The organism is Massilia sp. Root335 (genome assembly GCF_001425685.1).
Classification (GTDB): domain Bacteria; phylum Pseudomonadota; class Gammaproteobacteria; order Burkholderiales; family Burkholderiaceae_D; genus Telluria; species Telluria luteola.
The window spans coordinates 46,480-66,701 of the sequence record NZ_LMCY01000068.1 but is presented as its reverse complement, the minus strand read 5'-3'; the positions used below and the strand labels follow the sequence as shown (position 1 = coordinate 66,701).

Sequence of the window (20,222 nt, the reverse complement as noted above, 5' to 3'; positions counted from 1 at the left end):
TGAGCCTCATCTGATGAAACTGTCAAGAATTTTATTCCGGACAGCAGTGCGCCTGCGCGGGAACGACGGTTTTTACTTGAGTTCCCGCCTGCGCGGGAACGACGGTTTTTTCAGCGTCCGCCCGACACGTCGATGAACGTGCCCGTCGCATACGACGCCTCGTCCGACAGCAGCCACATGATGGCCGCCGCCACTTCGTCCGCCGTCCCGCCGCGCGCCATCGGCACGGACGATTGCAGGCGCTGGATGCGGGCCGGTTCCCCGCCGCTCGCGTGCATGTCCGTGTCGATCAGGCCCGGCCGCACGCCGTTCACGCGGATGCCTTCCTGCGCCACTTCCTTCGCCAGGCCGATCGTCAGCGCGTCCACCGCGGCCTTCGACGCCGCATAGTCCACGTATTCGTTGGCCGACCCGAGCACGGCCGCGCGCGACGACACGTTCACGATCGCACCGCCATTGCCGCCATGCCGGGTCGACATGCGCCGCACCGCTTCGCGCGCGCACAGGAAGCTGCCCGTGACGTTGGTCGCGAGGATGCGGCCGATGCGCGCGGCATCCATGTGCTCGACGCGGCTCTGGCGGGCGAGGATGCCGGCGTTGTTGACGAGGGCGTCGAGCCGGCCGCAGCGCGCATCGATGGCCGCGAACAGGCGCTCGACGGCGCCCTCGTCCGCCACGTCGGCCGCCACGGCGAAGGCCTGTCCGCCGGCCGCCTCGATGGCGCGCACGACGCCGTCCGCCGCGCCGGCGTTGTCGCGGTAATTCACGCACACCGTGTAGCCGCGCCGTGCCGCCAGCAGCGCGCAGGCGGCGCCGATGCCGCGGCTGGCGCCCGTGACGAGTATCGTCTTGTTCATGGTTGTCCTTGCAGGGCTCATTCGAAGATGGGCACGATCGCCAGCGGCGCGTTGTAGGTGATGAGCTGGGCCCGTTCCGCGCCCGCGCCGAAGCGCCAGGTCACGATGGGAAATCCTTCGTCGGGATCGCCCGTGAAGGCCGCGCCGGCCGTCACCGGCAGCGCCTGTTCGGCGCCGTCCGCATGGCGCAGGCGCGCGCCGGCCGACTCCTTTTTCGGGAACACGAAGCGCACGCCGGTGCACTGGCGCGCACGCTGCGAGGCGTCGACATAGCGCACGAAGCCGAGCGCCTGGGCGCAGGCCGTGCGCAGGATCGCGGCGTCGTACTCGCCGTCGGCGCGCGGCGCGATCGTCACCTGGGGGCGCAGCACGAACGGCATGCCTTTGCGGTTCAGCACGAGCGCCGCGTTTTCGTCGTAGGCCGCCTTCTGCAGGGGGAATACGGTGCGGCCGAGGGCGTCCAGCGGCAGGTTCAGTTGCGTGACCCTGCCCGTCAACGTCAGCTGGGCGCCATCGCCCAGGCCCGCATGGTCCCTGGACTGCACTTGCAGCTGGCTTTGCAGCAGATTCTTCGGTCCGCCGTATTTCTCGAACTGGACCATGGCCCGGTACGCATCCCGGTAGCTCACCCATTCGCCCGCCTGCGCCTGTGCGTGCGCGGCGGTCGGGATGACCGCGGCAAGCCAGGCGAAGGCAGCGACGAGTTGGCGGGATGCGCGCATCATCAGAACCGGTAGGCGATGGCGGTCGAAACCGTCAGGTTGGTGGACCGCTCGACGAGCGGGCTGCGTGCGGCGCTGCCCAGCAGGCGCCGGGCCTGCAGGTTGGTGGTCAGCATCCACGAGGGCGACCAGGCCCAGTTCCAGCGCACGCCCACGTGCGCATCCTGCAGGCCGCCGCCCGCCTCGTAGTACGAAAAACGGCTGCGCGACACTTCCGCCAGCGTGACGCCGAAATACGTCTGGTTGTAGTTGCGGTTGACGACCGTGGCGCCGGCCGACAGCGACACGTGATGCCACGCGCCGAGTTCGACGGCCAGGCGCTGCACGCCCAGGTCCAGGCGCGCGCCGTCGTGGTCGTTGCCGGCGCCGTACAGCAGGCTGCTCGTCAGGCGCCATTGCGGCGTCACGTAATAGTTCGCGAAGACCCCGCCCTGCAGGCGGGCGCCGATCTTGTCCATGCCGTCCAGGTCCGTGTTGCGCATGTTGCGCTTGTCGATCGGCTCCGGGACCGGGCCGATCAGCATCGTGTCGGTGCTGCCGATGCCGCCGAGCGCCTGGCCGGTTCCCGTCCGGTCGCGCCCCGGTTGCACGGCCAGCAGCGGGCCGTACTCGAACGTCGGATCGTCCGACAGGTGCATCCCGGCGCTCATGCCGGAAATAAAAAGGCCGTTGCTCCATTGGACCTGGAGCACCGGCAACGCTGATACCTTGCGGCTTCCCGTCCCGTCCCAGCGCGGCGCCGACTGCACGCCCAGGCCCGCGTACATGTCGCGGCTGCCGTCGGGCATGGGGTTGGTCGCCGGCGTCTGGGCCCACGTCGTGCCGCAGGCCGCGCCCAGCGCGAGGAAGAGAAGCTTGTTCATGTTCACGGGTGAAAGATTCGGGAAGACAATATTCTACGGCTTTGTCTCCCGTCCTCCCATATCCTTTCCTACCTCGTTGCCATTTCCAGCGCAAATTCCACCGGCAGGTCGCTGCGCGGGACGACGACGAGGTGCGCGGGCGTCGTCACATACATGGCGCAGGCGATGTCCGGCCCCGGCACGGACCTGATCTCGTGCACGAGGATCTTGTCGGCCGTGCGCACGACGCCGTCGATGGCCGTCGTGTAGCAGCCGCTGGCGCCGGTTCCCATGAACACGCCGACGACCATGTCGGCCGCGAAGTCGACGGCGGGCTGCGCGCGGCCGGGCGCGTGTTCGTTCCACAGGCGGGTCCAGGCGGCCGCATCCTTGACGACGACGGTGCGCGCCGCGCGGACGTCCGACAGGCTCGTCGCATCCGCCGTCCGGAACGGCACGTCCGTGGCGGCCGCCTTGATGAAGTCGACGTCCGCATCCGTGCGTTCCACGGCCGCCACCTGCATCGGGTGGCGCACGACCGGCAGGCAGACCGCCTGTGCCGGGACGTCGCGCTCGGCCACCTCCACGTCGAGCGTGCTGGCGCCGGCCGCCACGCGGGCGATCGCGATGCCGTGGCAACTGTCGGCGTACTCGCCGCCGAACACGGCCACGAGCATCCTGCGCGTGAAATCGACCTTCGGCACGGCGGGCGCCGGGGTGCGGCCGGCGGCATGCTGGCGCCACAGCGTGTCCCAGGCGGCCTGGTCCTTGATGACGAGGGTCTGGCGCGCCGTCACGCCCGACAGGTCGTCGCGCGCCACCGTTTCATAGGCGATGGCCGTGCCGGCCGGCGGCATGAAGCTCAGCTGCTCGACCGTGTGGCCGCTGCCCAGGCCCAGGTCGGGCCGGTCGGCGTTCTTGACGAGCGTCTCGAACAGCGCACGGGCACTCTCGTCCTCGCACACCATCCTGGGGCCGGCGATCGTGTCGCCGGACGAGCACAGGCGGGTCTCCGGCTTGCTGCCGAACAGGACCTGCCCATATGACGCATCGGCGCACTGGCCGGCATGGTCCCAAAACACTTGCTTGCCGTCGATGACGAACAGGCGGTTGCGGGTCTCGTTACAGCCGGATGTGCGCGCCATCTCGATGAACGGCGCCTTGGCGAGGGCGGCCGGGTTCGGCTCGCCCACGGCGATGCCCGGGGTGGCTTGCCGGTCGTGCGTCGTCGTTCCGCCACCGCATGCGGACAACACCGCACCGGCCACGACGGCGCCCAGCGGCCATATCATGCGTCCAGGAATGCTCATTCTCCCCTCTCCAGGAATACGATGGCGCCGTGTGCCCGGCACGCATCCGAATAAAAAAAGGCCCACCGTCTCTCGCGCATCAGGTGGGCCAAACGGAAAACCCGATAAGGACACGCCCAACCGCCTGCCGCGCGCTGCAGGGCCGCCCTGCGCCGCCCGCACGGTGTTCGAGGTGCCCTGACGATGGGAATCGTACGCAGGTGCGGCGAGAACTTCATCCGCCGACTGTCGGGCATTTGTCCACAATTTGTAAATGATGGTTTTTTAGTCCATTGCTCCTATACAATTTCGATATGTGCAAGACAAAACCCGACCCAGCCTTTGCCGCGTGCGGAGGATGATGGCGTGAATCGCCTGTTCTTCCGTTTCTTCGTGCTCGTGATGCTGTCGATCACGGGCGCGACATTCGTGATCTATTTCGTCTTCGCCCGCCTGTTCGGCGACCCGCTCGACGACATCGCGCGGCGCCAGGCGTCGGCCCAGATCTTCCTGCTCGAACAATACGTCGACCGCGCGCCGGCCGACGAGTGGCTGGGCCGCCTGAACAAGGTGCGCGAAGTGTCCGAAGCCCATTTCGACCTGATCCCGCTGGACCAGGCGCGCGCCGCCCTGCCCGCCCGCCAGTACGCGGCGCTGGAGCGGGGCGAGGTCGTGCTGGACCCGCAGCACAAGGCATTCTTCCGGCGCGTCGACCTGCACGGCGAGCGCTACATCGGCAGCAACGAGGAAGCGATCCGCGCGTACAACCTGCCGATCGACCTCGGCCAGGCCCTCGCGATGGAAGTGGTGCGCTACGTCGTCGTGGCGCTCGCGCTGCTGGTGCCCATCGCGCTGTGGTCGCGCGCGCACTGGCAGGCGTTGCAGACGCTGTCGCGCGTGGCGGACGAATTCGGCGCCGGGCAGTTATCGGCGCGGGCCGACCTGAAGCCGGCGGACGCCGTCTATCCGCTGGCCGAGCGCATCAATGCGATGGCCGAGCGCATCCAGGGCCTGCTCGAAGCGCAGAAGAACCTGCTGCATTCCGTCTCGCACGAATTGCGCACGCCGATCGCGCGGCTGGAGTTCGCGCTGGAATTGTTGAACGAGCGCGCGGCCGATCCCGCGTTAGCGAAGCGCATCGCGGCGATGGAGGGCGACCTGGCGGAGTTGAACGACCTCGTCAACGAACTGCTGTCGATGAGCAAGCTGGACAACGCACAAGGCCCGCAGCGCGCGCTGTTCGAACTGGAGCCGCTGCTGCGCGAATGCGCAGACGGCCTGCATCCGCGTCCGCAGCGCCTGCACGTGGACCTGGGCGAGCGCCTGGGCAGCATGGACGCCGACCGCCGCCTGCTCGCCCGTGCCATCGGCAACCTGCTGAGGAATGCGCAGAAATACGCGGCGCACGAGGTGGCGCTGCGGGTGCGGCGCGACGATTGCCGGATCGAGATCGCCATCGAGGACGACGGTCCCGGCATTCCCGAAGAGGAGCGGGAACGCGTGTTCGAACCGTTCTACCGGCTCGACCGCAGCCGCGACCGCGCCACGGGCGGGTTCGGCCTCGGCCTGTCGATCGCGCGCAAGGCGATCGCGCTGCACGGCGGCCACTTGAAGGTCGAGCAGTCGCCGCTGGGCGGCGCGCGCTTCGTGATCAGCCTGCCGGACGGCGTGCTGGCCGCCTGAGCGCGCTTATCGGGACGACGCCTCAGTGCGGGCGCGCCACCGGTGCCGGCGCTTCCGGCCGCACGTGGCGCATCCCGTACCACAGGTGCTGCCACCAGTGCTCGCGCGAATGCACGGTCAGCAGGCATTGCTGGTCGATCTCCCCTTTGAAGATGGGATCGGCGCACTGTTTCGTCATCAACGCGTTGCGCTGGTTTTCGGCATTGACCAGCGCAATGGCGAGCCAGAAGGCCAGGCCCGCGAGCAGGACGACGATGCACCAGGCGAGGTGGTTCCAGTTGCTCGAGTCGAACAGGTGCTCCCCGTCCGGCTTGGACTTGTCGTAAATCTTCAGGATCTTGCCTTCGACGTCACTCATTGCGCTGTTTCTCTACCTTGCGTTGTTTCGCTTGTTTCGCTTATTTCGACTTCGCCGCTTTCGCCACCAGGGCGTCCATCACCTGCAGGGTGGCCTGGAACAGCACGGGTTCGCTGCTGCTCTTGACCGAATTGTAGACGATCGCGGGCGAGGTCTGGTACTTGCCGTCGATGATGATGGTCGGCACGCCGTCGACCTTGTAGTCGCTCGTGATCTGCGGCAACTGGCGCAGCCTGGTCGTCACGCCGAACGAATTCCACACGTCCATGAATTTGGCGCGGTCGATGCCGTTCTTCGCCACCCAGTCGATGATCGCGGCGTCCGTGTTCAGGCGCAGGTGATCCACGTGCCAGGCCTTGAACACCTTGGGCTGGAATTCCTCGGCCTTGCCCATCGCTTCCAGCGTCAGGTACAGGTGCGCTTCCGGATCCTTGGCGCCGGAGAACGGCAGATGCACGCGCTTGAAGTGGATGTTGTCGCCCTGCTTTTTGACCCACTGCTCGAGCTGCGGTTCCAGCGCGTTGCAGTGCGGGCAGTGGTACATGAAGAACTCGATCACCTCGACCTTCTTGCCCACAGGCTGCACCGGCTGCGGCTGAGCGAGCGTCACGTACTCGACACCGTTCTTGGGGTCGGTCGGCGAAGCGAAAGCGGTGCTGGCGGCAAGCACGGTAGCGAGCAGGGCAAAACGCAGGGAACGCATAATTTTCCTTCTAAGTTGGTTGAGCGAACGATCGCGAGATTACCACTTTTTCGCCCGCCATCCTTAGCCCCGGCTTATTTATTGCATTTCGTTACCGTCGTAACCAACACCGGGGTCAGAGCCCGATTTTTGGCAATTTCCTAAAATCGGGCTCTGACCCCGGTTCTCAGAAGTCGTAGCGCGCCGACAGTTTCAGCTGGCGTCCATCGCTCGGATAGATGCCGGACTTGCACCCGAACGCATTGCTGAAGTAATGGCGGTCCGCCAGGTTCAGCCCCGCCGCGGCGATTTCCCACGCGCCCAGCTTGATGGCGTAGCGCCCGTCGAACGTGGCGTACGACGGGATGCGCGCCGCGCAGCCGTTCGTGAAGTCGCTGCCGTAGCGCTGGCTGTCCACCCACTGCGCGCCCACGTCCGCCGACTGGCCGTTGCCCGGCGCCCAGGCCAGGCGCGCGGTCAGCACGTTCTTCGGCACGAGCACCAGTTCGCGGCCGGCGTTCGGGCCTGCCGTGAAGCGCGCGATGACGTGCTGCACGTGCGCGCTCGCGCGCCAGCCGGCGGCCAGTTGCGCCTCGGCGTCGATCTCGAAGCCCTTGCGCTCCGTCGGGTCGAGGTTCGTGTTGACGCCCCAGCCGCCGTTCGCGGTCGGATCGTAGAAGATCTCGTCGTGCAGGCGATGACGGAACACGCGCGCCGTCAGCGTGCGGCTGTCGTCGCCCGGCGCGTGGCGCAGCGTCGTGCCGAATTCCAGGTCGTGCGACGTCTGCGCCTTCAGGATGTCGGTGCTGGAGCGGTAGCTGTTCTCGTCGACGTTCGCCACGCGATAGCTCTGCCCCGCCTTCGCGTACACCTCGACCAGCGGATGGACGCGGTAGCTGGCCTGCGCTTCCCACGCGTTCTGCGCCTGCGAGCGGTCTTCCGCGGCGGCGCCGGCGAGCGCGTCCACGTAGTCCTTGTCGAAGGTCTCGTGGCGCGCGCCGAGGGCGATGCGGCCGTCGTGGGCCGGATCGAAGCGCAGCTCGTCGCGCACGTACACGGCCTTCGCGCCCTGGCTCGCGTCGGCGGTCGAGAACGACGACGCCGTCTTGCGCTTCCAGCGCGTGAAGTCCAGGCCGCCCACCAGTTCGTTGAGCATGCCGCCCACATCGGCGAGCCAGCGCGCGCGCGGCGAGAACTGGTCCTGGCGGCCGTCGTACGCGTTGACCGACGTGAAGCTCGTGGACAGATAGTTCGAGCGCACGTTGCGCTCGCGGTGCGACAGGTCCAGCGCCAGGTCGACGGCGCCCACGCGATACTCGGCGAAGACGTTCGCGCGGTCGGTGTCCAGCGAACCGAAGTCCTTCGGCGTCGAGGCCAGCGTCGGGTCGGCGTCGAACTGGGCCAGGGTCAGCGAACCGGGGAAGCGCGATTCCTGGCGCGCGCTCTCCACGTGGATGCCGGCGCGGCCGCCGGTAAAGCGCGTCTGCACGTTGAGCGATGCCGTCGTCTGGTCGAAGTCGCTGTTCTTGCGATAGTTGTCGCTGCCCTGGCGCGCCACGGCGATGTCGGCGCTGACGTCGCCGGCCGTCTGCGACAGCGATGCGCGCACGTCGTGCTCGTGGAACCGGCCCGCTTCCGCGAACACGGAACCGTGCATGCCGGCGGCGACCGCGCGGCGCGTGGTGATCTGGATGACGCCGCCGGTCGCGCCTTCGCCATACAGCACGCTGGCGCCGCCGCGCGTGATCTCGATGCGTTCGACCGTGTCGATCGGGATCGTCGACAGCACGGTATTCGTCAGCTCGTTCTCGTTCAGGCGCACGCCGTCGACCATGATCACCATGTTCTGCGCGCTGTTGGTCCCGAAGCCGCGCAGGTCGAGCGCGAAGTCGGGCGACGAATCGAGGCTCTGGCGGCCGAACACGCCGCCGACCTTGCGGATCGCGCTGTTCACGTCGTTGACGCCGGCGCGGCGGATGTCGTCCTGCGTGATGACTGTGGCGCCGATCGGGCGCAGGCTTGCCACGCTGGGGAAGCGGGAACCGGTGACGACGACGGTCGACGGGATGTCGTCCTGGGCGCGCGCGGCGCCGGCAAACAGGGACAGGGATACGGCGCAGGCCAGCGCGATCGGCGTCAAAGCCGGCGCGCCGCGGGTGGAGGCGGCAAAATGCATTGGATGTTCAATTTTCGGGTTGGCACCGGCAAGCGTCCCCGCACGCCGGCGTACACAAAAAGCGCGGCGCGAGCCGGCTTCACCTGTCTGGCCGGTCTCCGGGCTCCAAGACGGACCGTCCCACCTTCCTATGCAAGCACAGTGGTCATCGGGGCGGCCTGTCGCCGTGCGGCGACGCTTGTTTACCGTTGCGGGGGCAGCACACGCTGGCGTGCCGCCGGAGGCGGCGCCGCTTCGTGTTTCCCGTTTAACTGCACGCGCAGACGCGCATGCGGGCACCAGAACCCCGGGATTATAACCCTGCCAACGCCGCACCGCACGAAATCCGCGCAGACCCGCCGGGAACTCGCATATAGTGAGCGCACCCGACGAGCCACGCCTGGAGTCCCGCATGAATCCGCGTTTCACCCCGATGCCCGGCGCCGCACTGGCCGCCGCCCTGCTGCTGGCGGGGGCGGTGCTCGCCGCGCCGGCAGCCGCGCCCTCGATCGCGCCGGTGCCGCAGCCCGCGCCCGCATCCGACGGCATCGCCCTCGCCGCGCCCAACGCCGCCGCCGTGCGCGTCCCCAGCAGCCCGGACGCCTGGGGCGGCCCGCGCACGGGCCTGGAGCCGACGTTGTCCGACCGCGTCGTCCACTACGACATCGCGGCCACGCTCGATCCGGACAAGCACACGGTGACCGGGCACGAACGGCTCACGTGGCGCAACCGCAGCCGGGTTGCCGTGACAAGCGTCTACCTGCACCTGTACATGAACGCGTTCGACGGCGCCGGCAGCACGTTCTTCACGGAGCGGCGCGAACGCGACGGCTCGTACCGCGCCGCCACCGACATCAGGGACGCATGGGGCCACATCGAACTGCGCCGCGTCGCGCAAGGCGGCGCGAGCGTGCCGTGGACCTTCGTCCATCCCGACAACGGACCGCCCTCCGACCACACGGTGGTGCGTTTCGACCTGCCGCAGACCGTGGCGCCGGGCGCATCGGCCACGTTCGACATCGACTTTTTCACGCAGCTGCCGCGCGTCGTCGCGCGCACCGGCTACTTCGGCACCTTCCACCTCGTCGCCCAATGGTTCCCGAAGATCGGCGTGCTGGAACTGCCGGGCGAGCGCGGGGCGCGCGCGCCGCGCTGGAACGTGCACGAGTTCCACATGAATTCGGAGTTCTACGCCGACTTCGGCAGCTATGACGTCAGCTTGACCGTCCCGCGCGGCTACACCGTGGGCGCGACCGGCGAACCGCAAGGCGCGCCCGTCGACAAGGGCGGCATGCGCACCTGGCGCTTCGCCCAGGGCGACGTCCACGATTTCGCCTGGACCGCCGACCGGCAGACGGCAAGGCCGCTCGTCGACACGTGGTCCGGCCCGGGCAGCCCGCCAGTGACGGTGACCGTGCTGTACCCGCCCGAATTCGCCGCCAGCGCGGCACCCGCGCTGAAGGCGGCCAAGCAATCGCTGACGTATTTCTCGAACACGCTGGGGCCGTACCCGTACAAGACGTTGACCATCGTGATCCCGCCCTACAACGCGGAAGAAGCGGGCGGCATGGAATACCCGACCTTCTTCACGGCCGAGGCCTATCGGACCGTCGAGCCGCGCACGGCAAACCAGTTCGCCCTCGCCTTCGTCACGATCCACGAATTCGGCCACGGCTATTTCTACGGCCTGCTCGCCTCGAACGAATTCGAGGAGCCGATGCTGGACGAGGGCCTGAACGAATACTGGGACAACCGCATGATGCGCGACGAGGGCCAGCTGGCGTACATCGCGACGCCGCTGCTGCGCCGGCTCGGCTTCGCGCCCGGCTACCCGACCTTCGACGCCGAGCGCGCGGCCACGCCGCGCAACGACCCGGCCGATCCGCCCGGCGACAACGCGTGGCACCGACTGCAGGACATCGGCCCCGTCTACACGCGCACGGCGACCCTGATGCGCGACCTCGAAGCGCGCATCGGCCGCGCCCCGATGGAGCGCGCCTTCAAGGCATACTACCGGCGCTGGAAGTTCCGCCACCCGAGCATCGCCGACCTGCGCGAGACGCTGGCCGAGGTGACGGGCCGGCGCGCCGACATCGAGGACGCATTCGCGCGCCAGGTCTACGCCGCCACCCGCGTCGACGACCGCATCGGCGACTTCACGAGCACGGAGTTGCCGCCCCTTGCCGGCATGCGCCAGCGGGGCGGTGCGTGGATCGAGGACAAGCAGGACAAGGTCGACCGCTGGAACGAGGAGACGCGCACGCGCTGGCACAAGCTCCATCCGCACGCGCCGGACGGCACCGGACCGTATCCGTATCGCACGGAGGTGACGGTCCGCCGCCTCGGCGCGCCGGTCCCGCAGACGCTCGTCGTGAAATTCGCGGACGGCAGCAGCGAAACCGCGCAGTGGGACGCCGACGAACGCTGGCACGAATTCGTCTGGACGAAGACCGCGCGGGCCGTCTCGGCCGAACTCGATCCGCAGCGCCTGCACTACCTCGACGTGAGCAAGCTCGATGACAGCCGCACCCTCGAACCGGACGCGCGCGCGTCGCGCCGCTGGGGTCTCGACTTCGCGGCCGTCGCCGAATATCTCCTGTCCCTGATCGCGACGCTATGACGACCGAATCGACCCTCGCCCCGCCGCTGTCCACGCACCCCGGCGCACCGCGCCCGGCCGGTGCCCGCACGGTATTGCGCGCGACGCGCGCCGCGCTGCAATGGCGCTTGCTGCTGTGGTGGGCCGTCCTCCTGCTGCTGCCGACCGTCGTCGCCACGCTGCCGGTCTGGCAGATGCTGTCCGCCAGCCTCGATCACTCGGTGTACGCGGCGCGCCTGGCCGAGCGCCTCGACATGATCGCGTTCGCCGACATCGTGGGCGCCGCGCGCGAACGCCATGCGCCGGCGCTGGGCCTGGGCGGCGGCGTCGCGCTGGCGCTGACACTGCTGCTGTCGCCGCTGCTGGCCGGCATGGCGATCGCGGCATGCCGCGCGCCGCAACGCCTCGGGTCGGGCGCCCTGCTGGCCGCCGGCGCGCAAGAGTATCCGCGGTTGGCGCGCATGCTCGCGTGGTCGCTCGTGCCGCTCGGCGTCGCCGGCTTGCTGGGCGCCGGCGCCTGGCGGCTCGCCGGCCAGGCGGCCGGGACGGCCCTGCTGGAGGCCGACGCCGAGCGTGCCGCGCACCTGGCCTTGCTGGCGACGACCGTGCTGCTCCTGCTGGCCCACGCGACGGTCGACGTCGGCCGTGCCGTGCTGGCCGCCGACCGCCGCCGCACGTCCGCCGTCGCGGCCTGGTGGCGCGGCTGCGCCCTGCTGCTGCAACGGCCGCTGGCGCTATTCGGAACGTATCTCGCCGTCACGGCCATCGGCGTCGCGGTCGCCGCGCTGCTCGCGCTCGCACGCACGCGCGTGCCCGCGCTGGGGACGGCCGGAACGATCGGCGCCGTCGTGCTGGCCCAACTGCCGGTCATCGTGCTCGGGTGGATGCGCAGTGCGCGCTTGTGCGCGTTGCTCGCCCTGGTGCGCTGACCCGCCCACGCGCCCGGCGCGAATCGGCTACCATGACCGTTTGACACGCCGCGTGAAGGAGCCCCCATGACCCGCCTGCCCACCTATTTCGTCTCGCACGGAGGCGGCCCGTGGCCGTGGATGAAGGACCAGTACGGCACTGCCTACGCCGAGCTGGAAGCGTCGCTGGTCGACATCAGGCGCCAGATCGGCGTGCGTCCGACCGCCGTGCTGGTCGTGACGAGCCACTGGGAGACGGACGACTTCACCGTGTCGTCCGGCACCGCGCCGGGCATGATCTACGATTACGGCGGCTTCCCGCCGCACACGTACCAGATCCGTTATCCGGCACCCGGCGCGCCGCAGCTGGCGCAACGCGTCGCGCAACTGCTGAACGACGCCGGCCAGCCCGCCCGCCTGGACGCGGAGCGCGGCTTCGACCACGGCACGTTCTCGATGCTGGCGCCGATCTATCCCGACGCCGACGTGCCGGTCGTGCAGCTGTCGATCCGCCACGATTACGACCCGGCCGTCCACCTGGCCGCCGGCCGGGCGCTGGCGCCGCTGCGCGACGAGGGCGTGCTGATCCTGGGCAGCGGACTGTCGTTCCACAATCTGCGCCAGTTCGGCGCGGGCGGCGCGCTGGCGTCGAATGCGTTCGATATGTGGCTGCAGCACGTGCTGCTGGAGCTGGCGCCGGCCGAGCGCGAGCAGGCGCTGCTGCACTGGAGCGAGGCGCCGTACGCGCGCATGGCGCATCCGCGCGAGGATCACCTGGTGCCGCTGTGGGTGGCGCTCGGCGCGGCCGAGAATGAAGCGGCCGCGTGCGTGTATCACGAGGAGAGTTTTTTCGGGGCGTTGACGGTGTCGAGTTTCAGGTTTGGCGACGCGGCCTCGTGAAGAACCCAACACATCGAACCATCCACGCTTGCGCATCGCTTGCCGCTCGAGTCGCCACAGTTTGACCATGGCTAAACTCTGCAGATCAGCTCGACATAACAATGCTCTCTTGAATTCAGCATCCAGCTCGGATCAAAAACCGAGGCCATCCTATGCCGTCTACCGCTATTAGCAGAATCGTCACGGCCGCCTTGTGTACAATCAGCACAATGGCCGCCGCAGCGGTCAGCGACAAGCCGCCGCGCTTTCTGACTGTTCCCGTACTGGGTCTGCGCTTGCCGCTCGATCGGACCAACCTGGAACCTTTCCCCGAGGACCTGCGCGTAAAGTGCGGCCAGCTCGAAGATGCGTTTGCCACAAGCCGCGTGTGGATACTTGGGCGTGCAAGGGACGCCGCGAGTACGTATTACCTGCTGACAGGTTATTCCAAACGGCTGAACAGGGATCCTGACCAAAAACTGTATGAATACTGGGATAACGGAGCGGTATATACCGTGACGGGCACCACGTGCGGTGGCGACGATGCGGGCGAGACCTTCGATGTACACGACCCGGATGCCGACAACGACGGCAACGTGCCGATTCCCATGCTTAAAGCGCTGGCGGTCGATTTTGCAGCCAGGACCGTGAAAGCATTCGGCGGGCCAGATCGGCTGCGCGCTGAAATCAAGAACCAGCGTATCGACTTCAACCGGCTCCCGCCGGAACTGCAGGAGGCGTTCAAGCCGTACTTCGGACCGTCAAAGTAGACAGCATCGCGCACGGGGCGGCCGGCAAGCTGCCCCGTGATGCACCTGAACGACGACCGTTGCCACCTTTTTCCGGAACGCCGTGTATCACGCGTCGGGCGTGGAAAGAATCGTAAGCATCGGATGTAAAGCTGAACCGCACAAGGGAACGGCGCCCGGAGCCGGCATCGAACCGGCACGCAATCACGTACCGCGCTTCCCCCGCGCCGCCTCTTCCGCCTTGCGCGCCGCCTTCTCGGCCGCGATGCGCGCCTTTTCTTCCATCTCGATTCGGTGGCGTTCGAGGGCCTCGGCCCGCGTTTGCGGGGTTTCCAGGCTGATGCGGCCCAGCGCGCCCTGGCGGTAATCCTGCAGCAGCACGTGGGCCGCCTTTTCGTAGTCGTAGTCGCCGCCGCGCACGCGGAACGCGCGGCGCTGGGCGACGGCTTCGATGACGCCGAAGCCGTCCATGCCCTCCGTCTTGACGCCGTAGCGCGCGCTCAAGAGCTGCGGGTAGCGCTGCAGCAGCAGGCTGCCCAGGAATTCCGCGACCTCTTCCTCGATGACGGCATTGGTGCCGATCGCGTGGCTGGCCGCCAGCATCAGGCCGTCGCTCTCCATCTCGATCTTGGGCCACAGCATGCCGGGGGTATCGACGAGCACCGTGAACTTGTCCAGGTAAAGTTTTTGCTGGGACTTCGTGACGGCCGGCTCGTCGCCGACCTTGGCGACGCGCTTCTTGAGCAGCGCATTCATCAGCGTGGACTTGCCCACGTTCGGGATGCCCATGATCATGATACGCAGCGGCTTCGTCGGCACGCCCCGATGCGGCGCCAGCATCTTGCACAGGTCCGGAATGCGCGCCACGTCGGACGGCTTCTTGGTGGTCATCGGGTAAGCGGTGACGCCGTCCTGGGCGTCGTACCAGGCGGCCCAGGCGGCCGTGGCGGCCGGATCCGCCAGGTCGGTCTTGTTCAGTACCTTGAGGCAGGGGCGCTGGCGGAACTTGCGCAACTCCTCGACCATCGGGTTGCTGCTCGCCTCCGGCAGGCGGGCGTCCAGGACCTCGATGACCACATCGGTGTTTTCCATCTGTTCCGCGGCCTGCTTGCGGGCGGCGGCCATGTGGCCCGGGAACCATTGAATCGACATGTAGAACTCTCAATATCTGCGTGCAACCCTCTATTTTACGCTAGTCCACGCGTACTGACGGGTGCGGCGCACGCAGGCCCGCTATCGTGTTGCCGGTATGCACTCGCTCGGCGGCAACGGCACGGTCGGGTCGAACGTGGCCAGGCGGGCGCGCGCTTCCTTGAGATCCTTGCCGAATTCGGTCAGGTAGCGCGACCGTTCCTCGCTCTGCCATTCGGCATCCGAAAAGCTTTTCGGCGAGTGCGACGTACCCGTCAAGACCTTGCCTTGCAGGCGAGGCACCAGCGCGCGGTCGGGGTCGGTATTTTCCTTGAGCAGGTAGCCGTCGACGTCGCGCAGCGTGAGGGGCAGCGGCGGCGAGTGGTCGCGCAGCAGCTTGCCGAACATCGTCAGCCTGACGTCGTTCGGACCGGGGCCGAGCACGTCGTTGAAGGTCAAGAGCGCGACGGGCTGGCCGCGGGCGTCGTCGACGCGGCCGTTGATGATGTAGCGGCCCGGCATGCGCACCTCGAGGGGCAGGTGGAACACGAGCGAGCCCTCCTCGACGGCTTCGCGCGGCGCTCCAGCCCACACGGCCGGCAGTTCGGGCGTGTAGATGACGTCGAATTGCACGACGCCGCTCTTGCCGCCCACGTTGTAGCGCACTTCGGTGCGGATGGTGCCGTTGAACGACGCGAGCCCCGTCTGCGCGGGCGCCAGCACGCCGGCGAAGGCGCCGTCGTTCGGCACCGGGTCGGCGCCCGTGCCGTCGTCGACGAAGGGAATGCTCACCTGCGGCGTCTGGCGCGTGCCCGCATACGTGATGCCCTGCGCGAGGGCGCGCGTGATCACGAGCGGCAGCGTCTTGCCGTCGGCGTCGACCGCGCGCAGCGAAAACGCCACCGATTCGCCGGATGCCATATAGACCCGCGACTGCGAGGTCTGCAACTGCACGCGGCCTTCGCTTCCGCCGCCGTCCAGGCGCATCGGGTTCATCGAGGCCACGAGGTCGTTGGGGCGATTCTGGTCGGGATTGTCCTTCATCGGACGCGAGCCGACCGGATACTGGGTGGAGGTGCGATAGCTGCAATACGTGTGATCGGCCAGCTGGACGTTGTCGACCAGTTGGCGGCGCCGGCTCGCGCGGTCGTCCGGCAGCGGCAGCCCCTCGGCCTGGACCCGGCCGAAGAATTGCGGCCCATGCGGCGCGGGGGGCTGGCTGGCCGCGGCCACGGGCGCGGCGCCGTCGTGGTCCATCGCGCTCCACACGAGGACGGCCACGACGGCGACGGCCGCCGCCCCCAGCGCCAGCCGCCGCAGACCCGGCCGCGGCGGAGCGGACGGGCGGCGCGGCGGCTTGTCGTTACGGTGACGGCTAGAGGGCACTGTTCACCATTGCACTGCGCACGACGGACACGATGCCTTGCCAATTACCGTTCGTGTAATGGTTATAGGCCTCGCTGTCGTCGCGGAACGACACGGAGTGGTAACTCCACTTCGCGCTGCCGCCCTCGTTCGCGCTTGTTCCGAGCGTCAGGTCGTTGCAGAACCAGTCGCTGGGATTGCAGTACGATCCGCCGGAACTGCCGGACACGCCGCCCGAGCTGTGGTACGCGACGGCCTCGTCGTCCTGGCCGGGCAGGATGCCGGAGTAGGCCGTGCCCTTGGCGCCGGCGTACATGTAGAACCAGATGCCGCGGGTGTCGTTATGGTTGTACATGGCGCGCGCCGTCGTCGTCTTGAGGTCTTGCGTCAGCGGGTCGGACACGGCCCACGATCCGTAGTCGGCCAGTTCGGAGCCGCCGCCCGCGCCGGACGCGGCGCGGACCCACTTGATGTTCCAGCCGGTCTGCGACGTGCCGTCGCTGTTGCCGCACACTCCCGACGAGTTCGGCGCCGCGTTCTTCTTCATGCGTGCCGAGCCGCCGTAGTTCGCGAGCGTGTAGCCCATCATCAGGTCGCCCGCGCTGTGGGTCGCGATATAGCACCAGTTGCTGCCGGTGCAGAAGCAGTCGAGGGCATCGCGGATGTGGTAGCCCTGCGATGCGATGCTGTTGTAACCGTCCCAGTTGACGGCCTTCTTGTTGACGCCCGCCGCCGTGGAAGACGGGCCCCAGTACGTGAAGCTGTTGTAGTCGCCGATCGTGCCGCCGCCCGTGCGGCCGTTGATCCACAGCGTGTAGTTCGTCGCCGATGCCAGACTCGTGATTCCGAGCAGGCACAGCGCCGTCAGCCAGCGCATCAGTGTCATCTCCTCTCCTCCATTCTCGTCGTCGTTGGATGGTGTCGCCGTACGCCGGTTCGGTGCCGAACTGATGAGGTCGCCGTGGCTTACGGCCGAGTCGACTGTAGAGAGGGTTCATGGGTGTGTCAATTGCCGTGCGAGCCAGATTGGTGGCCTGTGATTCCACATATGGGCGGCAGCGCGGCTACCTGGCGTTGGCCGCCACGGCGGCGCGCATGACGGCGACGATGCCGCCCCAGTGCCCGGCCGTGTAGTGGTTGTAGTTCTCGCCGTCGTCGCGGAAGGCGACCCAGTGGTTGGCCCACTTGGCGCGGCCATCCCCGTTCGGTCCCGATCCCAGGGTCAGCTCGTGGCAGAACCAGTCGTGCGGGTTGCAATACGCGCCGCCCGACGCGCCCGAGACGGCGCCCGCGCTGTGATAGGCCTGCACGCCGTCGTCCTGGCCCGGCAGGAAGACCGACGTCACGCCGCCGTCGGCGCCCGCATACATCCAGAACCAGATGCCGCGGGTGGCGTTGTGGTTGTACATGGCGCGCGCCGTACGGACCCGCAGATCCTGCACGAGGGGTTCCGACATGACCCACGAACCGATGTCCGCCAGTTCCGAACCGCCGCCCGACCCTGCCGCGGACGCGATCCACTTGATGTTCCAGCCGGTCTGCGACGACCCGCCCGCATTGCCGCACACGCCCGATGCGTTCGGCCGGGCGTCCTTCTTCACGCGCGCGGAGCCGCCGTAGTTCGCGAGCGTGTAGCCGATGAGCAGGTCGCCGGCGCTGTGCGTGGCGATGTAGCACCAGTTGGTGCCCGTGCAGAAGCAGTCGAGCGCGTCGCGGATGCGGCCGCTCTGGGATGCGATGCTGCTGCGGCCGTCCCAGTTGACGGCTTTCTTGTTGACGCCGGCGTCCATGCTGGCCGGGCCCCAGTAGGCAAAGTCGGTGTAGTTGCCGATCGCGCCGCCGCCCGTGCGGCCGTTGATCCACAAGGTGTAGTTGGTTGCCGACGCGAGGCCGGCGAATGCCAGCAGGCACAGTGCCATCAAACAACGGAGCGTTCTCATCATCCCTCCACTCATCCATATTTGTGAGGGTTAGAGTTCGCGGAATCAGTCGAGTTCCGCGAGGGCCTTGATGTGGGCCACGACACTGCGTCCCAGCGCCGACAATGCATAGCCGCCTTCGAGGCAGCTGACGATGCGGCCGCCCGCGTACCGGCGCGCGATGTCGGCGACCTGGTGCGTGATCCACGCGTAGTCCGCCTCGACCAGCGCCATGCCGCCCATATCGTCTTCCTTGTGGGCGTCGAAGCCGGCCGAGATGAAGAGCATCTGCGGGCGGAACGCATGCAGCGCGGGCAGCCACTGTTCGGCGACGAGCTTGCGCACGGCGTCGCCACCAGTGTACGCCGCGACCGGCACATTGATACTCGTAGCGGTGATAGGTTCGGGGTCGGTGTACGGATAGAACGGATGCTGGAAGAAGCTGGCCATCAGCACCCGCGGATCGGCGCGGAACGATTCCGCCGTGCCGTTGCCGTGGTGGACGTCGAAATCGATGATGGCGACGCGCTCCAGGCCGTGCACGTCGAGCGCGCGGCGCACGGCGATGGCGACGTTGTTGAACAGGCAGAAGCCCATCGGCTCGCCCGGGCGCGCATGGTGGCCGGGCGGGCGGATGGCGCAGAAGGCGTTGTCGACGGTGCCGGCGATGACGGCATCCGTGGCGGCCACCGCGGCCCCGGCGGCGCGCAGGGCGGCGCGGTAGCTGTCCTTGCACAACAGGGTGTCGCCGTCGAGCGGATAGTGCTCGCCGGGCACCGCGGGAAGGTTGCCGCGCACGAGGTCGAGGGCGCCCTGCGTGTGGTTGCGCAGGATGTCGGCCTCGTCGGCCAGCGGCGCGCTCACGTGCTCGACGAGGCCGTCCAGGCGCGCGAGGATCAGCTGGTCCTCGATGGCGCGCAGGCGCTCGGGCGTTTCGGGATGCCAGCTGCCCATCTCGTGCAGGGAACAGTCCGGGTGGCTGTAGATGGCTGTACTCATGGTTCGTGTGTGCGCGTGCTGCTCATCCGTACCGCAAGCCCTCCCGTTCTCGCATAGAATCGACGGGACAGGCAAATGACGCAGGCATATCTTGTTGCTAACAACGCTAATCTACCACGCCCGCGCGCACCGCCGCCCCTGAACGACGACCGGAAACCATCCATGTTCAACAAATTGCACGCGAGCGCGCGCCAGGTCAGCCAGATCGTGGTCGGCAAGGACCAGCAAGTCCGCCTCGCGCTGACCTGCCTGCTGGCCGGCGGCCACCTGCTCATCGACGACGTGCCCGGCGTCGGCAAGACCACCCTCGCCCACGCGCTCGCGCTGTCGCTGGGCCTCAGGTTCAACCGGGTCCAGTTCACGAGCGACCTGCTGCCGGCCGACGTGGCGGGCATCTCCGTCTACGAGCGCGAAAAGAACGGCTTCGTGTTCCACCCGGGCCCGATCTTCACCCAGGTGCTGCTCGCGGACGAGATCAACCGCGCCACGCCGAAGACCCAATCGGGCCTGCTGGAAGCGATGGAAGAGCGGCAGGTCACGGCCGACGGCGTCACCCGCGCGCTGCCGGAACCGTTCTTCGTCATCGCGACGCAGAACCCGGCGCACCAGGTCGGCACCTTCCCCCTGCCGGAATCCCAGCTCGACCGCTTTTTGATGTGCCTGTCGCTCGGTTATCCGGACGCCGCCGCCGAGCGCGCCCTGCTGATGGGCGAAGACCGGCGCGCGATGCTCAAGACGATCGAACCCGTGATGCGGCCGGAGGAACTGATGGATGCCCAGCGCTCGCTGCGCGCGATCCACGCGTCGGGCGCCCTCATCGACTACCTGCAGGCCCTCGCGCAGGCATCGCGCTCGGGCAAGCTGTTCGCGGAGGGCCTGTCCCCGCGCGCCACGCTGGCCCTGCTGCAGGCGGCGCGCGCGTGGGCCGCGCTGGAAGGCCGCGACCACGTGATTCCGGAAGACGTGCAGGCCCTGCTCGTGCCCGTCTGCGCGCACCGCCTGCGGCCGTTGCGTTCGGCGCAGGGCGTCGCGATGGCCAGCCGCGACCTCGTGCTGCAGCTGCAGAAGTCGGTCCCGGTCTGATG

18 protein-coding genes and 1 riboswitch are annotated in these 20,222 nt (G+C 68.1%); of the genes, 6 read left to right on the top strand and 12 right to left on the bottom strand.

All coding sequences use genetic code 11. From position 1 onward, the window contains the following. Positions 1–110: 110 nt before the first annotated feature. From ASC93_RS28395 to ASC93_RS28380, 4 genes are all read right to left on the bottom strand, one after another. On the bottom strand, positions 111–857 hold the full coding sequence (locus ASC93_RS28395; protein WP_056450670.1) for an SDR family oxidoreductase: 747 nt from the start codon (positions 855–857) through the stop codon (positions 111–113). A 17-nt stretch (positions 858–874) separates the two neighbouring features. Then, positions 875–1,579: a hypothetical protein gene (locus ASC93_RS28390; protein WP_229412907.1), complete on the bottom strand. Its 705-nt coding sequence runs from the start codon at positions 1,577–1,579 to the stop codon at positions 875–877. Between the two features lie 2 nt (positions 1,580–1,581). Beyond that, the gene (locus ASC93_RS28385) at positions 1,582–2,442 is read right to left on the bottom strand and encodes a MipA/OmpV family protein (RefSeq protein ID WP_056450664.1); all 861 of its coding nucleotides are present in this window, start codon (positions 2,440–2,442) and stop codon (positions 1,582–1,584) included. A gap of 68 nt (positions 2,443–2,510) precedes the next feature. Beyond that, complete coding sequence (locus tag ASC93_RS28380) at positions 2,511–3,731, bottom strand: hypothetical protein (protein WP_157202166.1); 1,221 nt, start codon at positions 3,729–3,731, stop codon at positions 2,511–2,513. Between the two features lie 345 nt (positions 3,732–4,076). On the opposite strand from ASC93_RS28380, the gene ASC93_RS28375 reads away from it, so the two are divergent. Beyond that, on the top strand, positions 4,077–5,393 hold the full coding sequence (locus ASC93_RS28375; protein WP_056450651.1) for an ATP-binding protein: 1,317 nt from the start codon (positions 4,077–4,079) through the stop codon (positions 5,391–5,393). A 22-nt stretch (positions 5,394–5,415) separates the two neighbouring features. Here the strand turns inward: ASC93_RS28375 and ASC93_RS28370 are convergent, their stop codons facing one another. From ASC93_RS28370 to ASC93_RS28360, 3 genes are all read right to left on the bottom strand, one after another. Next, complete coding sequence (locus ASC93_RS28370; RefSeq protein ID WP_056450647.1) at positions 5,416–5,751, bottom strand: hypothetical protein; 336 nt, start codon at positions 5,749–5,751, stop codon at positions 5,416–5,418. A 40-nt stretch (positions 5,752–5,791) separates the two neighbouring features. Continuing rightward, positions 5,792–6,454: a thiol:disulfide interchange protein DsbA/DsbL gene (locus ASC93_RS28365; protein WP_056450645.1), complete on the bottom strand. Its 663-nt coding sequence runs from the start codon at positions 6,452–6,454 to the stop codon at positions 5,792–5,794. A gap of 166 nt (positions 6,455–6,620) precedes the next feature. Continuing rightward, a complete protein-coding gene (locus tag ASC93_RS28360; RefSeq protein WP_056450642.1) occupies positions 6,621–8,609 on the bottom strand; it encodes a TonB-dependent receptor in 1,989 nt (662 codons plus the stop codon). 71 nt (positions 8,610–8,680) lie between these two features. After that, a riboswitch (cobalamin riboswitch) is annotated at positions 8,681–8,907 on the bottom strand. A 93-nt stretch (positions 8,908–9,000) separates the two neighbouring features. Between ASC93_RS28360 and ASC93_RS28355 the strand changes: the two genes are divergently transcribed. The 4 genes from ASC93_RS28355 to ASC93_RS28340 all read left to right on the top strand — a co-directional run bounded on the left by ASC93_RS28355 (position 9,001) and on the right by ASC93_RS28340 (position 13,744). After that, the gene (locus ASC93_RS28355; protein WP_157202165.1) at positions 9,001–11,208 is read left to right on the top strand and encodes a M1 family metallopeptidase; all 2,208 of its coding nucleotides are present in this window, start codon (positions 9,001–9,003) and stop codon (positions 11,206–11,208) included. Next, positions 11,205–12,116 carry a hypothetical protein gene (locus ASC93_RS28350; protein ID WP_082548406.1) on the top strand — a complete coding sequence of 304 codons (912 nt, stop codon included), beginning with the start codon at positions 11,205–11,207 and terminating at the stop codon, positions 12,114–12,116. Before ASC93_RS28355 ends, ASC93_RS28350 begins: the two co-directional genes overlap by 4 nt. Before the next feature lie 66 nt (positions 12,117–12,182). After that, positions 12,183–12,995, top strand: coding sequence for a dioxygenase (locus ASC93_RS28345; RefSeq protein ID WP_056450638.1), 813 nt, complete (start codon positions 12,183–12,185; stop codon positions 12,993–12,995). A gap of 209 nt (positions 12,996–13,204) precedes the next feature. Further along, positions 13,205–13,744, top strand: a complete 540-nt coding sequence (locus ASC93_RS28340) for a hypothetical protein (RefSeq protein WP_157202164.1) — start codon at positions 13,205–13,207, stop codon at positions 13,742–13,744. A 183-nt stretch (positions 13,745–13,927) separates the two neighbouring features. On the opposite strand, the gene ylqF is transcribed toward ASC93_RS28340, so the two are convergent. The 5 genes from ylqF to ASC93_RS28315 all read right to left on the bottom strand — a co-directional run bounded on the left by ylqF (position 13,928) and on the right by ASC93_RS28315 (position 19,137). Then, positions 13,928–14,875, bottom strand: a complete 948-nt coding sequence (gene ylqF / locus ASC93_RS28335; RefSeq protein WP_082548405.1) for a ribosome biogenesis GTPase YlqF — start codon at positions 14,873–14,875, stop codon at positions 13,928–13,930. Positions 14,876–14,956: 81 nt separating this feature from the next. Further along, positions 14,957–16,240 carry a choice-of-anchor X domain-containing protein gene (locus ASC93_RS28330; protein WP_056450633.1) on the bottom strand — a complete coding sequence of 428 codons (1,284 nt, stop codon included), beginning with the start codon at positions 16,238–16,240 and terminating at the stop codon, positions 14,957–14,959. Then, the gene (locus ASC93_RS28325) at positions 16,230–17,105 is read right to left on the bottom strand and encodes a hypothetical protein (RefSeq protein ID WP_200958421.1); all 876 of its coding nucleotides are present in this window, start codon (positions 17,103–17,105) and stop codon (positions 16,230–16,232) included. The genes ASC93_RS28330 and ASC93_RS28325 overlap by 11 nt, the downstream gene beginning before the upstream one ends. Before the next feature lie 178 nt (positions 17,106–17,283). Next, a complete protein-coding gene (locus ASC93_RS28320) occupies positions 17,284–18,159 on the bottom strand; it encodes a hypothetical protein (protein ID WP_229412906.1) in 876 nt (291 codons plus the stop codon). A 45-nt stretch (positions 18,160–18,204) separates the two neighbouring features. Beyond that, positions 18,205–19,137, bottom strand: coding sequence for a histone deacetylase family protein (locus ASC93_RS28315; RefSeq protein ID WP_056450621.1), 933 nt, complete (start codon positions 19,135–19,137; stop codon positions 18,205–18,207). Positions 19,138–19,299: 162 nt separating this feature from the next. On the opposite strand from ASC93_RS28315, the gene ASC93_RS28310 reads away from it, so the two are divergent. Beyond that, entirely contained in the window at positions 19,300–20,220 is a 921-nt protein-coding gene (locus tag ASC93_RS28310; protein WP_056450618.1) for a MoxR family ATPase, read from the top strand. Positions 20,221–20,222 lie beyond the last annotated feature (2 nt).